This window comes from Lutimaribacter degradans (assembly GCF_023703375.1).
GTDB classification, from domain to species: Bacteria; Pseudomonadota; Alphaproteobacteria; order Rhodobacterales; family Rhodobacteraceae; genus Lutimaribacter; species Lutimaribacter degradans.
In genome coordinates this window covers 444,423-457,500 of the sequence record NZ_JAMQGO010000001.1, presented here as the reverse complement: position 1 = coordinate 457,500, position 13,078 = coordinate 444,423, and the positions used below count along the sequence as shown (strand labels likewise).

Here is a 13,078-nt window from a genome sequence, read left to right as displayed (position 1 = left end):
AACCCCGAACGGGCTGGATGAGCGCCTGATCCGAAGGACAAGACCATGATCCCCACCACCTATCCCACCCGCGAGGAAATCGCCCGCCTGACCGCGCGTATGCTACTGGAAATCAAGGCGGTCAATTTCAACACCGAAGAGCCGTATACGCTGGCGTCGGGTCTGCCCTCGCCCAGCTATATCGACTGCCGCAAGCTGATTTCCTATCCGCGCATCCGGTCAACCTTGATGGATTTCCTTGCCATCACCATCATGCGCGACGCCGGGTTCGAGGCGTTCGACAACATCGCCGGTGGTGAAACCGCCGGTATTCCATTCGCCGCGCTGGTGGCCGAACGCATGGGCCTGCCGATGACCTATGTGCGTAAAAAGCCCAAGGGCTATGGCAAGAACGCCCGGATCGAGGGCGAGATGACCGAAAGCCAGCGCGTGCTTCTGGTCGAAGACCTGACCACCGATGGCGGCAGCAAGCTGTCGTTCGTCGACGCGATTCGCGACACCGGCGCCACCTGCGCGCATACGGCTGTGATTTTCTACTACGGTATCTTTCCCGAAACCGAAAAGACGCTGGGCGATCATGGGGTTGCGCTGCATCACCTTTGCACCTGGTGGGATGTTCTGGCCGAAGCGAAAGAGCAGGGCTCCTTCTCCGAGGAAACGCTGGCCGAGGTCGAGTCGTTCCTGCGTGCCCCACGCACATGGCAGAAATCGCGGATGAACTGATACGGCAATCGGCCGGGCCTTGCCAAGGCTCGGCGCCGACAGCCACTAAATGTTGACGTAGCCACCCCTGGCACCGCAAGATGCCGGGGCGGTCATTGTATACACAGCTTATCCACAGAAACATACAAGTTGCCGGGAATCGCCCGTGTTTCTATGACATCGACCCAGCCGGGGGACGACCATGAACGAGATCACGACATTCAATCCCACCGGGGCCGAGGTGCAGGATGCCGACACCATGCCCCATTCCATCGAGGCCGAGCAGCAATTGCTGGGCGCGATCCTGACCAACAACGATGTCTACGACCGGGTGGCGAGCATAATCAGCGCCACTCACTTCTACGATCCGGTGCACGCCCGTATCTTCGAGGTGGCTGCCGCGCGTATCGCCAAGAACAACCTGGCCAGCCCCGTCACGCTCAAGGCGTTTTTCGAAGATGACGAAGGGCTGAAGGAATTGGGCGGGCCGGCCTACCTGGCGCGCCTGGCCGGCGCGGCGATCAGCGCCTATGCCGTGCGCGACTATGCCCAGATGATTCATGACCTAGCCGTTCGGCGCGAATTGATCCGCCTGGGGCATGAAATCGTTGACCGCGCGAAAAAGGTCGATATCGACAGCGAGCCCAAGGAACAGATCGTTGCTGCCGAACAGTCGCTTTATCGCCTGTCCGAACAGGGCCAGAGCGAAACCGGCTTTCAATCGTTCCTGCGCGCGGTCACCGATGCGGTGAACGTGGCCAATGCCGCCTATCAACGCGACGGCGGGCTGGCCGGCGTATCGACCGGCCTGATCGACATGGACAAGAAACTGGGCGGCCTGCATAAATCCGACCTTCTGATCCTCGCCGGTCGTCCGTCGATGGGCAAAACCTCGCTGGCCACCAACATCGCCTTCAACATCGCCAAGGCATATCGCAAGGGCACCCTGCCCGATGGCACCGAGGGCGCCGTCGAAGGTGGCGTGGTGGGCTTCTACAGCCTGGAAATGAGCGCCGAGCAATTGGCCGCGCGTATCCTGTCCGAGGCAGCCGAAGTGCCCAGCGAACAGATCCGCCGCGGCGACATGACCGAGACCGAGTTCCGCCGCTTCGTCGATGCGGCCAAAAGCTTGGAATCCTGCCCGCTTTTCATTGACGACACGCCGGCCCTGCCCATCGCGCAGTTGGCGGCGCGCGCGCGGCGGCTCAAACGCACACACGGCCTGGATGTGCTGATGGTCGACTACCTGCAGCTTGTGCGCGGCGGGGGCAGGTCGGAAAACCGGGTCAACGAGATCTCGGAAATCACCATGGGGCTGAAAGCCATCGCGAAAGAGCTGAACATTCCCGTGGTCGCCCTGTCGCAGTTGTCGCGCCAGGTTGAATCGCGCGAGGACAAGCGCCCACAGCTCAGCGACCTGCGCGAATCCGGCTCGATCGAGCAGGATGCCGACGTGGTGATGTTCGTGTTCCGCGAAGAATATTACAAGGAACGCGAGAAACCCGGCGATCACGACCTCGAGGCCATGGCAAAGTGGCAAGAAGAGATGGAACGCCTGCATGGCAAGGCCGAGGTGATCATCGGCAAGCAACGTCACGGCCCGATCGGCACGGTCGAATTGAGCTTCGAAGGCCAGTTCACGCGCTTTGGCAACCTTATCAAGCCCTGGCAGCAGGGTGATGCCAGCGATGGGTTCTGATCCGGCGGTTTTCGATTTTGTGAATGGACAGGCAATGGGACTTTGTGGCGCTATGCAGTCATGCGTCGGTTGCTTGCCCTCTGCCTGGCTTGCCTTGCCACGCCCCTGCCCGCCCAGACCCCGGTCGAGGTTGACGTGGAACTGGTGCTGGCGGTCGACGTGTCGCGTTCGATGCAGCCCGCCGAGCTGGAACTCCAGCGCCGGGGCTATGCCACCGCCCTGACATCGGATGCCGTTCTGGGCGCGGTGGGCCGGGGCCTTCTGGGGCGTGTCGCCATCACCTACGTCGAATGGGCGGGCTCCCGCAGCCAACGCGTGATCGTGCCGTGGACGCTGCTGGAAACGGCAGAAGACGCGGAATGGATCGCGGCACAGATCCTGACTCAATCGGGCGGGGCGATGCGGCGTACCTCGATCTCCGGGGCGCTTGAGCTTGGCGCGCAATCCATTGACGCGAACGAGTTCCAGGGGCTGCGTCGGGTGATCGACATATCCGGCGACGGCCCCAACAACGCCGGCCGCGCGGTGGATGCGGCGCGCGACCGCGTGCTGGCACAGGGCATCACCATCAACGGCCTGCCCTTGATGACGCGCGATGCCTTGTTGGCGCGCTGGGGGATACCCGACCTGGATGCCTATTACGCCGCCTGCGTGATCGGCGGGCCCGGCGCCTTTCTGATTCCCGTCACCCGTTGGGAGGATTTCGGCGATGCCGTACGGCGCAAGCTGGTGATGGAAATCGTCGGCGCGCCGGCGCGGCTCTTGCCCGCTCAAATGCCGGCGCACCCCGATTACAATTGCCGCATCGGCGAAGAGATATGGCAACGCAACATGGATATCTTCATGGAGCCTTAGCCCCTGCCCGCCTTTTCGCTTGACCCCGCGCGCGCGTCTGCCAAAACCGCCCCATGACTGCCGCGACCCTTACAATAGACCTCGATGCCATCGCCGCGAACTGGCGCGCGCTGGATGCGAAAACCGCCTGTGAAACGGCTGCCGTCGTCAAGGCCGATGGCTATGGCTGCGGTGTGGGCCGCGTGGCCCGTCGGCTGGCGCACGAAGGCGCGCGGCGCTTTTTCGTGGCCGTCGCCGAAGAAGGCGCCGCCCTGCGCCAGGAACTTGGGCCGGGGCCGGAAATCAATGTGTTCTCAGGGCACATGCCCGGCGACACCGACATGATCGGCGACCTGGCACTGACGCCCATGATAAACTCGCTCGATCAGATGCTGCGCCACCTAGAGGCACTGCCGGGCGCGCCGTTTGGCATCCAGCTGGATTCGGGGATGAACCGCCTGGGGATGGAACCCGCCGAATGGGGCGCCCTGCGCGACCTGGCCGTGCAACAGAACCTGACCATGGTGATGTCGCACCTGGCCTGCGCGGATGAGCCCGACCACGCGATGAACGCGCAGCAGGTGCGCACGTTCCGCCAGATGACCGATGGGCTGTCGGTGCCCCGCTCGCTGGCGGCGACAGGGGGTATCCTGCTTGGCCCCGACTATCACTTCGAGCTGACACGCCCCGGCGTGGGTCTTTACGGCGGCCGGCCCTTTGCCGAGGCGCAGCCGGTGGCGCATGTGCAGGTGCCGGTGATCCAGATCCGCGATGTCGAGCCAGACGAGACGGTCGGCTACGGCAACACCTGGGTGGCCCGAGCCCCTGCCCGTATCGCCACCATCGCCGCCGGTTACGCCGATGGCATCATCCGCGGCATGGGGGCACAGGCTTATGTCTGGGTGGGTGACACGCCATGCAAGGTGGTGGGCCGCATCTCGATGGACCTGATCGGCGTCGATGTCACCGGCGTCACACCCGACCCCGAGGCGGTGGAACTGCTGGGCCACCACAACGGCGTCGACACGCTGGCCGACGCGGCCGGCACGATCGGTTATGAAATCCTGACATCGCTGGGCGCGCGCTACCGGCGCCGCTATCACAGCACATGAGCCTGCTGCTGTCCCCCCTCGGCGCGCTGGGACGCACGACGCTGGCCGCGCTGGCCATGATCGGGCGGGCAGCGCTTTTCGCGCTGGATGCGGTGGGCCACCTGGTCCGCCCGCCCTTCTACGCCCGCGAATTCCTGCATGCACTGTTCCAGATCGGCTGGCTGTCGCTGCCGGTCGTGGGGCTTACGGCAATCTTTACCGGCGGCGCGCTGGCGCTGCAGATCTACTCGGGCGGGGCGCGTTTCAACGCCGAGGCGGTGGTACCCCAGATCGTGGCCATCGGCGTGGTGCGCGAGCTGGGCCCGGTGCTGGTGGGCCTGATGATCGCCGCGCGCGTGACCTCCTCCATCGCGGCGGAAATCGCCACGATGAAAGTGACCGAACAGATCGACGCGCTGGTCACACTGTCGACCGACCCGATGAAATACCTGACCGTGCCGCGCGTGCTGGCCGGGCTGATCGTCGTGCCGCTGCTGGTGGGCGTGGGTGACGTGATCGGTGTTTTCGGCGGCTACGCGGTGTCGGTGAACAGCTTGGGCTTCAACCCGGCGGCCTACCTGAAGAACACCGTCGATTTCCTTGAACCGCTCGATATCATCTCGTCGTTGGTCAAGGGCGCGGTGTTCGGCGGCATCGCCACGACGATGGGCTGTTTTTACGGCATGCATTCGGGCCGCGGCGCGCAGGGCGTGGGCGGGGCCACGAAGGGATCGGTCCAGGCGGCGGCTATCCTGATCCTGGCGGCGAATTTCCTGCTGACGGGGCTGTTTTTCTCGGTATGACGGGGTGCGCGCATATATGTCCGCCAAGGAGGCGCCATGATCACGCTTGACGATGTGCACAAGGCGTTCGGCGCGAACCGCGTGCTGCGCGGCGTCGACCTGACGATCGAAAGCGGCACCTCGATGGTGATCATCGGCGGGTCTGGCACCGGCAAATCGGTGCTGCTGAAATGCATCCTGGGCCTTGTGAAGCACGACGCCGGCACAGTCTCGCTTGACGGGCAGGATGTCACGAAAGTTGACCGTGACGCCTTTCTGGCGCGGTTCGGGATGCTGTTCCAGGGCGGCGCGCTGTTCGACAGTTTGCCGGTCTGGCAGAACGTGGCGTTTCGCCTGCTGCGCGGCCGGTTGAAACAACCCAAGGCACAGGCGCGCGAAATCGCGATCGAGAAACTGCGCCGCGTCGGGCTGTCGCCAGACGTGGCCGACAAGCTGCCGGCCGAGCTGTCAGGCGGCATGCAAAAGCGCGTCGGGCTGGCCCGCGCCATCGCCGCCGAGCCCGAGATCATCTTTTTTGACGAACCCACCACCGGGCTCGACCCGATAATGGCCGGCGTGATCAACGACCTGATCCGCGAAATCGTGACCGAGATGGGCGCAACCGCCATGACCATCACCCACGACATGACCAGCGTGCGCGCCATTGCCGACAACATCGCGATGCTGCACGATGGGGTCATCAAATGGACCGGCCCGGTGACGCAAATGGACAACAGCGGCGACCCCTACCTGGACCAGTTCATCCACGGTCGCGCCGAAGGCCCGATCGCGGCGGTACGGTGAGGCGCGACAATGGGCGCGTTTCAACCTGACCCGCTGCTGGTGAATTTCATATTCCTGCGCGAATTCCTGTACCTGCCGGCCTTGGCCTTTCTGGCCCTGGTGCGCGTGCTCTCGGCCCGCGGGGTGTCGCGGTGGGCCGCGGCATTGGCGCTGCTGTTGGCCCTCGCGGGGGCCGCGGCGTTGATCGGGCCCGCTGCAATGGGCCTGCGCGGCGGCGGCGTGCTGCGGATGGCCAGCGCGGCGGGCGACCTGGCCGGCGGCATGGCGCTGCCGCTGCTGGCAAGCCTGCCCATGCTCGCCTCGGGGCTGCTGCGCGGCGTGCGCTGGCGCTGGATCGATGTTCTGCACGTCCTGTTGCTGACGGCGCTGCTGGTGCTCTGGGTCATGGCCCGATAGATCCATGCAGATCGTTTTGCGATATCTCAACCTGTCGCTGCTGATCCTTTTTCCAATCGCGTGGTTCGCACCCTTGATGCGGGCGGGTTTGCTCCCGCTGTTCAGCCTGTCGGAAATCAGCGTGATCTCGGGGCTGCAAGCGCTGTGGCAAAGCGACATGCTTCTGGCGCTTGTCGTGACGTTTTTCGCCCTTTTCGTGCCCTACCTGAAAACCCTTGGCCTGGCGCTGGTGCAGTTCGGGCTGCTGGACATGCGCGCATTGCCGGTGCTGACGGTGCTGGGCAAGCTTGCCATGGCCGACATCTTTCTGGTCGCGCTTTACATCACGGTCGCCAAGGGGATCGGCGTGGGCCGGATCGAAACCGCCTGGGGGCTGTACATGTTCACGGGCTGCATCCTGGCCTCGCTTGTGATCGGGCTCCTGTCGCGACGGATCGCCGAGGCTCCGCCGCGCTAGGCATTTGCGGTTTGACCGGCCCCGTCCCATGCGGCACTAAGCGATCATGGCAAAGTCACCCAGTTTCACCTGCACGGCCTGTGGCGCGTCGCATAACAAGTGGTCGGGGCGCTGCGACGCCTGCGGCGAATGGAACAGCATCGTCGAAGAGGCGCCGTTAAGCGCCGGGCCGGCCTCGAAATCGCTCGGGGCCTCGCGGGGACGCGCCATGGTGTTGAGCGACCTGTCAACCGAGGAAGCCCCGCCACCGCGCACGCGATCGGGCATGGACGAGCTTGACCGCGTGCTGGGCGGCGGGCTGGTGCCGGCAAGCGCCATCCTCGTGGGTGGTGATCCGGGCATCGGCAAATCCACCCTTCTGTTGCAAGCCGCCGCGCGGTTTGCGCAGGCGGGTCTGAAAACGCTCTACGTCAGCGGTGAAGAGGCCAGCGCACAGGTGCGCATGCGCGCCCAGCGGCTAGGCCTGGGCGATGCGCCGGTGAAACTGGCCGCCGAAACGAACCTGCGCGACATCCTGACAACGCTCGATGCCGAACGCCCGCAACTGGTGATCATCGACTCGATCCAGACGATGTGGGCCGACAATGTCGACAGCGCCCCGGGCAGCGTCAGCCAGGTGCGCGCCGCCGCCCATGAGCTGACGACATTCGCGAAACGACGCGGCGTCAGCGTGGTCCTCGTGGGCCATGTCACCAAGGAAGGCCAGATCGCGGGGCCCCGCGTGGTCGAGCACATGGTCGACACCGTCTTGTATTTCGAAGGCGAGCGCGGCCACCAGTTCCGCATCCTGCGCAGCGTCAAGAACCGTTTCGGCCCCGCCGACGAAATCGGCGTGTTCGAGATGACGGGCGGCGGCCTGGCCGAGGTGCCAAACCCCTCGGCGCTGTTCCTTTCGGAGCGGGGCGAGCCCAGCCCCGGCTCGGTTGTCTTTGCCGGCATCGAGGGCACGCGCCCCGTTCTGGTCGAATTCCAGGCGCTGGTCGCGCCCAGCCCGCACAGCCAGCCCCGCCGCACGGTCGTGGGTTGGGATGGCGGGCGCCTGGCGATGATCCTTGCCGTGCTCGAGGCGCGTTGCGGCATCCCCTTTACGGGGCTCGATGTCTATCTGAACGTGGCCGGCGGGCTGAAAGTGGGTGAGCCCGCGGCCGACCTGGCCGTGGCCGCCGCACTGCTTTCCGCGCGCGAAGACGCCGCCCTGCCCCCGGAAACGGTGGTTTTCGGCGAAATAAGCCTGTCGGGCGCGCTGCGCCCCGTCGGTCAGGCCGAAAACAGGTTGAAAGAAGCCCGAAAACTTGGTTTCAACGCGGCAATCGTTCCGGCAGGTGGAAAACTGACGGGCGATGGTGGCCTGACACTGACCCGAATGAAGGATCTGGCCACCTTCGTCGGAGACGTGTTCGGGGCAGGTTAGCGCGGCAGGCGGGGAGTGCCATGGAAGGCTTCACATTAATCGACGGCGTCGTGGCGCTGATCATCGTTGTTTCGGCGTTGCTGGCCTATGCACGCGGTTTCGTGCGCGAGGCACTGGCCATCGCCGGCTGGATCGTCGCCGGCATCCTGGCCTTCATCTTTGCCCCGCAAGTGCAACCACTGGTCAAGGAAGTGCCCATGGTGGGCGCGATGCTGGCCGACAGTTGCGAATTGTCGATCATCGCCGCCTTTTCCGCCGTGTTTGCCGTGGCGCTTGTTGTGGCATCGCTGTTCACGCCGCTGTTTTCATCGCTGGTGCAACGCTCGGCCCTGGGCGGGCTCGACCAGGGTGTCGGCTTCCTGTTCGGGGTGCTGCGTGGCATCCTGTTGGTGGCCGTGTCCTATTTCGTTTACGAAACGGTCATTACCAACCAGGATGTTGCAATGATCGACGACTCGCGCTCGGCCCGCGTGTTCGGACGACTTGCCGACAACATCCAGGGCCGCAACCCCGAGGCCGCCCTGGGCTGGGTCACAGCGCAGTATGAGCAGTTGGTCGGCGTATGCGACGCCCCGGTGAGCGAATAATCGTGCAAGCCGTCTTGGCAATTGTGATCCTTTCGTGACACGGGCGCCACAAGCCCTTATGAGTGGCGCGTAAGCAGGCCACACGGAATCGGAGCTGCCCTTGTCCAAGCATATGCCCCCCGCTCATCCTTTCGACTTTGACGCCTGGAACCCAGATCTGGGCGACGACAAGCTGCACGAGGAATGCGGCGTTTTCGGTGTCAACGGTGTCAGCGACGCCGCGAATTTCGTGGCTCTTGGCCTGCACGCCTTGCAGCATCGCGGGCAAGAGGCCGGCGGCATCGTCAGCTATGACCCGGAAAGCGGGTTCAACAGCGCCCGCCGCTTTGGCTACGTGCGCGACAATTTCACCAAGCAATCGCTGATGGAAACCCTGCCCGGCGCGCTGGCCATAGGGCATGTGCGCTATTCCACTGCCGGGTCCAAGGGCGCGACGCAAATCCGCGACGTGCAGCCGTTTTTCGGCGAGTTCAGCATGGGCGGCGCGGCGATCGCGCATAACGGCAACATCACCAATGCCGACGCCCTGCGCCGCGAGCTGATCGAGCGCGGCTCGATCTTCCAAAGCTCATCCGACAGCGAATGCATCATCCACCTGATGGCCCGGTCGCTGCAACGCAAGGTGCCCGAACGCATGATGGACGCGCTGCGTCGCGTCGAAGGGGCGTTTTCCATCGTCGCCATGACCCGCACCAAGCTGATCGGCGTGCGCGACCCGCTGGGCGTGCGGCCCCTGGTGATTGGCAAGATAGGTGACGAAGGCTGGGTGCTTTCGTCGGAAACCTGCGCTTTGGATATCATCGGGGCGGAATACCTGCGCGACGTTGAGCCAGGCGAAATGGTCGTGATCGAGGATGGTGAATTGACCAGCCTGCACCCGTTCATGCCCGCCGCGCCCCGTTTTTGCATATTCGAACATGTCTATTTCTCGCGCCCCGATTCAATCATCGGGGGGCGTTCGGTCTATGAAACGCGCCGCCAGATCGGCGTGGAACTGGCGCGCGAGGCCCCGGTCGATGCCGACCTGGTCTGCCCGGTGCCCGACAGCGGCACGCCCGCGGCCATCGGCTATGCCCACGAAAGCGGTATTCCCTACGGCATGGGCATCATCCGCAACCAGTACATGGGCCGCACCTTCATCGAACCGACCGAGCAGATCCGCAACATGGGCGTGCGGCTGAAGTTGAACGTCAACCGCGCCCTGATCGAGGGCAAACGCGTGATCCTGGTCGATGACAGCGTGGTGCGCGGCACCACCAGCCGCAAGATCAAGGAAATGATTCTCGATGCCGGTGCGGCAGAGGTGCATTTCCGTATCGCCAGCCCGCCGACCTCGTGGCCCTGTTTCTACGGGGTCGACACGCCGCAGCGCGAAAAGCTGTTGGCCGCCACCATGAGCGAAGACGAGATGCGCGAACACCTGGCCATCGACAGCCTGAAATTCATCTCGCTCGACGGGCTTTACCGCGCGGTGGGCGAAGCGCAGGGCCGCGATGTCAAATGCCCGCAATATTGCGATGCTTGTTTCTCGGGCGACTATCCGGTTGCGCCCTCGGACATGATCGAAAAGGGCTTTGAACTGAAAGCGGCCGAGTAACAGGCGACATCCCGCCACCAGGTCGGCAAGGGCGCGCGCATGGCCTGCACGCGCCCTTTTCGCTGCCGCAGCATTGCCATATCTGCCCGGTTCGACTTACCCAGCAACGGACAGATTCAAAATGGCCAACTCCACGCAGACTTCCCAGAAGGTGGCCGAAATCGCCACCAACAGCATACGCATGTCACGCGACGCGATGCTGATCGGCACGTTCGGACACGAGGCCGACAGCACGGCGTTGCTGCGCCTGCCCTCGGGGCGGGTCAAGCGCGTGCAGATCGGCGATCGCGTGGCCGGGCTGCGCGTCACGGCCATCATGCCGGGCCAGTTGCAAGCCACCAAGCGTGGCCAACCCGTGACGCTGACCATGCCCGGCCAATAGGCCACGTGCGCACCGCTTGACGCCCCGGTGCAAAAGGCGCAAAGCACGCCCCATGGAACAGAAGATCGCCCTTGTCACCGGGGCCTCGCGCGGGCTTGGCGCCGCGCTGGCCGAAACGCTTTGCGACACCTACCACGTCGTGGCCGTGGCGCGCACCACCGGCGCGCTCGAAGAACTGGATGACCGCATCCAGGCCCGAGGCGGCAGCGCAACGCTTGCGCCCATGGATATCACCAACACCGACGCGATGGCCCAGCTTTGCCGCTCGATCTTCGACCGTTGGGGCCGGATCGACCTTTGGGCACACACCGCCGTACATGCCGCCCCCATGGGCCCGGCCTTCTTTCTAGACCAGAAGGATTGGCGGAAATCCGTCGACGTGAACGTGACCGCCACTGGCGTGCTGATCCCGTTCGTCGCGCCCCTGCTGGGCGAGGCGGGCACGGCCCTGTTTTTCGATGACACCCACGCGGGCGAGAAATTCTTTGGTGCCTACGGTGCCAGCAAGGCCGCACAGATCGCCTTGGCGCAAAGCTGGGCTGCCGAAACGGTCAGAACCGGCCCGCGCGTGCATGTCTTGTCGCCCGCGCCCATGCCAACCGCCACGCGCGCGCGCTTCTTTCCCGGTGAAAACCGTGACGGGCTGGCCCGCCCGATGGACGAGGCAAAACGCCTGCTCGCCGGTCTGGCCTGATCTTCACCCTTCCCGGCCCCGGCCGTGCCGCAGCTTGCGACGACGGGGCAACGGTCTCCTTGCGCGTGTGATGGCGCGCGCCGCCACGCTTGCCCTGATCGCCCCCGTCCACTAAGGAAATCCAAGGGCAAGACAGGGGCAGGACATTGCGTATTCTGGTAACGAACGACGACGGCATAAACGCGCCGGGGCTGAAGGTGATGGAAGAGATCGCCGCCGAACTGGCCGGCCCCGAGGGCGAGGTCTGGGTGGTGGCGCCCGCTTTCGAGCAATCGGGCGTTGCCCATTGCATCAGCTACACCCACCCGACCCTTCTGGCCAAGATGGCCGAGCGCCGCTTTGCCGCCGAGGGCAGCCCTGCCGATTGCGTGTTGGCCGGCCTGCATGACGTGATGATGGAGGCCCGCCCAGACCTGGTGCTTTCGGGCGTCAACCGGGGCAACAATTCCGCCCAGAACGCGCTTTATTCCGGCACGCTTGGCGGCGCGATGGAGGCGGCGCTGCAGGGCGTGCCCGCGATGGCGCTGTCCCAATACCTGGGCCCGCAGAACTTCACAGCCGAGAACCAGTTCGAGGCCGCCGGCGTTCACGGCCCGGCCCTGATCCGCAAGTTGCTGGCCGCCATGCCCGAAGAGGAGGCCGATTACCGGCTGTTCTTCAACATCAACTTTCCGCCCGTCGGCGCCGAAGATGTTCTGGGCGCGGTTCTGGCTCCCCAAGGGTTCCGGCGCCACGCCCCTTTCAAGGTCGAACCGCACCTGTCGCCCTCGGGGCGGCGGTTCCTGTGGATCAAGGGGGGCGATCAGCATGTCCAGACCGAGCCCGGGTCGGATGCCGCGGTCAACCTCGATGGATATATCTCGGTCACGCCGATGCGCGCCGACCTGACCTGTCACACCACGATAGAGGCGCTGAAAGACACCCTATGAACGACGAGCCCGACGCCATCGCCGAACGCAAGATGCAGTTTCTTTTCGCGCTGCGTTCGCGCGGGGTGACGGATGCGCGCGTGCTGGGTGCGATGGAAAAGATCGACCGCGCGCCTTTCGTGCGCGGGATCTTTGCCGACCGGGCTTACGACGACATGCCGCTGCCCATCGCCTGCGGGCAGACGATCAGCCAGCCCTCGGTCGTGGGCTTGATGACCCAGGCGCTGAACATCCAGCCACGCGACAAGGTGCTCGAGGTTGGCACAGGCAGCGGGTACCAGGCGGCGATCCTCAGCCAGTTGGCGCGGCGCGTCTATACCGTCGATCGCTATCGCCGGCTGGTGCAGGCTGCGCGGCATATCTTTGAAACGATGGGGCTGGTGAATATCACCGCCGTCACCGCCGATGGCTCGTTCGGGCTGCCCGACCAGGCTCCGTTTGATCGCATTCTCGTGACCGCCGCCGCCGAAGACCCACCCGGCCCGCTCTTGGCTCAATTGAAGATCGGGGGTATCATGGTCGTGCCCGTGGGCCAGTCGGACACGGTGCAAAGCCTGATCCGCGTGACGCGCCACGACACGGGCTTTGAGTATGACGAACTGCGCCCGGTGCGCTTCGTGCCACTGGTCGAAGGGTTGGGCCGCGATGAGTAAGGGGGGTAACGGCCCCCGTGTCGAACGGTGAACAGGTGCAAAGCCCCGGCTACAAGGGGC

At 64.7% G+C, this 13,078-nt stretch carries 15 protein-coding genes; all 15 read left to right on the top strand.

Annotation, left to right across the window (positions count from 1 at the left end; genetic code table 11):
• Positions 1–45 precede the first annotated feature (45 nt).
• A complete protein-coding gene (locus M8744_RS02250; RefSeq protein ID WP_251408746.1) occupies positions 46–723 on the top strand; it encodes an orotate phosphoribosyltransferase in 678 nt (225 codons plus the stop codon).
• Between the two features lie 181 nt (positions 724–904).
• A complete protein-coding gene (locus M8744_RS02245) occupies positions 905–2,401 on the top strand; it encodes a replicative DNA helicase (protein ID WP_251408743.1) in 1,497 nt (498 codons plus the stop codon).
• A 60-nt stretch (positions 2,402–2,461) separates the two neighbouring features.
• The gene (locus tag M8744_RS02240) at positions 2,462–3,256 is read left to right on the top strand and encodes a DUF1194 domain-containing protein (RefSeq protein WP_251408740.1); all 795 of its coding nucleotides are present in this window, start codon (positions 2,462–2,464) and stop codon (positions 3,254–3,256) included.
• A gap of 53 nt (positions 3,257–3,309) precedes the next feature.
• Positions 3,310–4,347, top strand: a complete 1,038-nt coding sequence (gene alr / locus M8744_RS02235; RefSeq protein WP_251408737.1) for an alanine racemase — start codon at positions 3,310–3,312, stop codon at positions 4,345–4,347.
• The gene (locus M8744_RS02230; RefSeq protein WP_251408734.1) at positions 4,344–5,129 is read left to right on the top strand and encodes an MlaE family ABC transporter permease; all 786 of its coding nucleotides are present in this window, start codon (positions 4,344–4,346) and stop codon (positions 5,127–5,129) included. The genes alr and M8744_RS02230 overlap by 4 nt, the downstream gene beginning before the upstream one ends.
• 36 nt (positions 5,130–5,165) lie before the next feature.
• On the top strand, positions 5,166–5,912 hold the full coding sequence (locus M8744_RS02225) for an ABC transporter ATP-binding protein (RefSeq protein WP_251408730.1): 747 nt from the start codon (positions 5,166–5,168) through the stop codon (positions 5,910–5,912).
• Positions 5,913–5,921: 9 nt separating this feature from the next.
• Positions 5,922–6,308, top strand: a complete 387-nt coding sequence (locus M8744_RS02220; protein WP_251408727.1) for a hypothetical protein — start codon at positions 5,922–5,924, stop codon at positions 6,306–6,308.
• Positions 6,309–6,318: 10 nt separating this feature from the next.
• Entirely contained in the window at positions 6,319–6,765 is a 447-nt protein-coding gene (locus tag M8744_RS02215) for a paraquat-inducible protein A (protein WP_434481344.1), read from the top strand.
• Positions 6,766–6,811: 46 nt separating this feature from the next.
• Complete coding sequence (gene radA / locus M8744_RS02210; protein ID WP_251408721.1) at positions 6,812–8,176, top strand: DNA repair protein RadA; 1,365 nt, start codon at positions 6,812–6,814, stop codon at positions 8,174–8,176.
• 20 nt (positions 8,177–8,196) lie between these two features.
• A complete protein-coding gene (locus M8744_RS02205) occupies positions 8,197–8,763 on the top strand; it encodes a CvpA family protein (RefSeq protein WP_251408718.1) in 567 nt (188 codons plus the stop codon).
• A 112-nt stretch (positions 8,764–8,875) separates the two neighbouring features.
• Positions 8,876–10,360: an amidophosphoribosyltransferase gene (gene purF, locus M8744_RS02200; RefSeq protein ID WP_251410010.1), complete on the top strand. Its 1,485-nt coding sequence runs from the start codon at positions 8,876–8,878 to the stop codon at positions 10,358–10,360.
• A 121-nt stretch (positions 10,361–10,481) separates the two neighbouring features.
• Complete coding sequence (locus M8744_RS02195) at positions 10,482–10,742, top strand: amidophosphoribosyltransferase (RefSeq protein WP_251408715.1); 261 nt, start codon at positions 10,482–10,484, stop codon at positions 10,740–10,742.
• Between the two features lie 52 nt (positions 10,743–10,794).
• On the top strand, positions 10,795–11,436 hold the full coding sequence (locus M8744_RS02190) for an SDR family NAD(P)-dependent oxidoreductase (RefSeq protein ID WP_251408713.1): 642 nt from the start codon (positions 10,795–10,797) through the stop codon (positions 11,434–11,436).
• Between the two features lie 146 nt (positions 11,437–11,582).
• Positions 11,583–12,365 carry a 5'/3'-nucleotidase SurE gene (gene surE / locus M8744_RS02185; RefSeq protein WP_251408710.1) on the top strand — a complete coding sequence of 261 codons (783 nt, stop codon included), beginning with the start codon at positions 11,583–11,585 and terminating at the stop codon, positions 12,363–12,365.
• Positions 12,362–13,018, top strand: coding sequence for a protein-L-isoaspartate(D-aspartate) O-methyltransferase (locus tag M8744_RS02180; protein WP_251408707.1), 657 nt, complete (start codon positions 12,362–12,364; stop codon positions 13,016–13,018). Before surE ends, M8744_RS02180 begins: the two co-directional genes overlap by 4 nt.
• Positions 13,019–13,078 lie beyond the last annotated feature (60 nt).

Coding starts and splice junctions, on each gene's coding strand:
- M8744_RS02245 (WP_251408743.1), top strand. CDS start 905: ATGAACGAGATCACGACATTCAATCCCACCGGGGCCGAGGTGCAGGAT.
- alr (WP_251408737.1), top strand. CDS start 3,310: ATGACTGCCGCGACCCTTACAATAGACCTCGATGCCATCGCCGCGAAC.
- M8744_RS02230 (WP_251408734.1), top strand. CDS start 4,344: ATGAGCCTGCTGCTGTCCCCCCTCGGCGCGCTGGGACGCACGACGCTG.
- M8744_RS02180 (WP_251408707.1), top strand. CDS start 12,362: ATGAACGACGAGCCCGACGCCATCGCCGAACGCAAGATGCAGTTTCTT.
- M8744_RS02205 (WP_251408718.1), top strand. CDS start 8,197: ATGGAAGGCTTCACATTAATCGACGGCGTCGTGGCGCTGATCATCGTT.
- M8744_RS02195 (WP_251408715.1), top strand. CDS start 10,482: ATGGCCAACTCCACGCAGACTTCCCAGAAGGTGGCCGAAATCGCCACC.
- purF (WP_251410010.1), top strand. CDS start 8,876: ATGCCCCCCGCTCATCCTTTCGACTTTGACGCCTGGAACCCAGATCTG.
- radA (WP_251408721.1), top strand. CDS start 6,812: ATGGCAAAGTCACCCAGTTTCACCTGCACGGCCTGTGGCGCGTCGCAT.
- M8744_RS02225 (WP_251408730.1), top strand. CDS start 5,166: ATGATCACGCTTGACGATGTGCACAAGGCGTTCGGCGCGAACCGCGTG.
- M8744_RS02220 (WP_251408727.1), top strand. CDS start 5,922: ATGGGCGCGTTTCAACCTGACCCGCTGCTGGTGAATTTCATATTCCTG.
- M8744_RS02250 (WP_251408746.1), top strand. CDS start 46: ATGATCCCCACCACCTATCCCACCCGCGAGGAAATCGCCCGCCTGACC.
- M8744_RS02240 (WP_251408740.1), top strand. CDS start 2,462: ATGCGTCGGTTGCTTGCCCTCTGCCTGGCTTGCCTTGCCACGCCCCTG.
- M8744_RS02190 (WP_251408713.1), top strand. CDS start 10,795: ATGGAACAGAAGATCGCCCTTGTCACCGGGGCCTCGCGCGGGCTTGGC.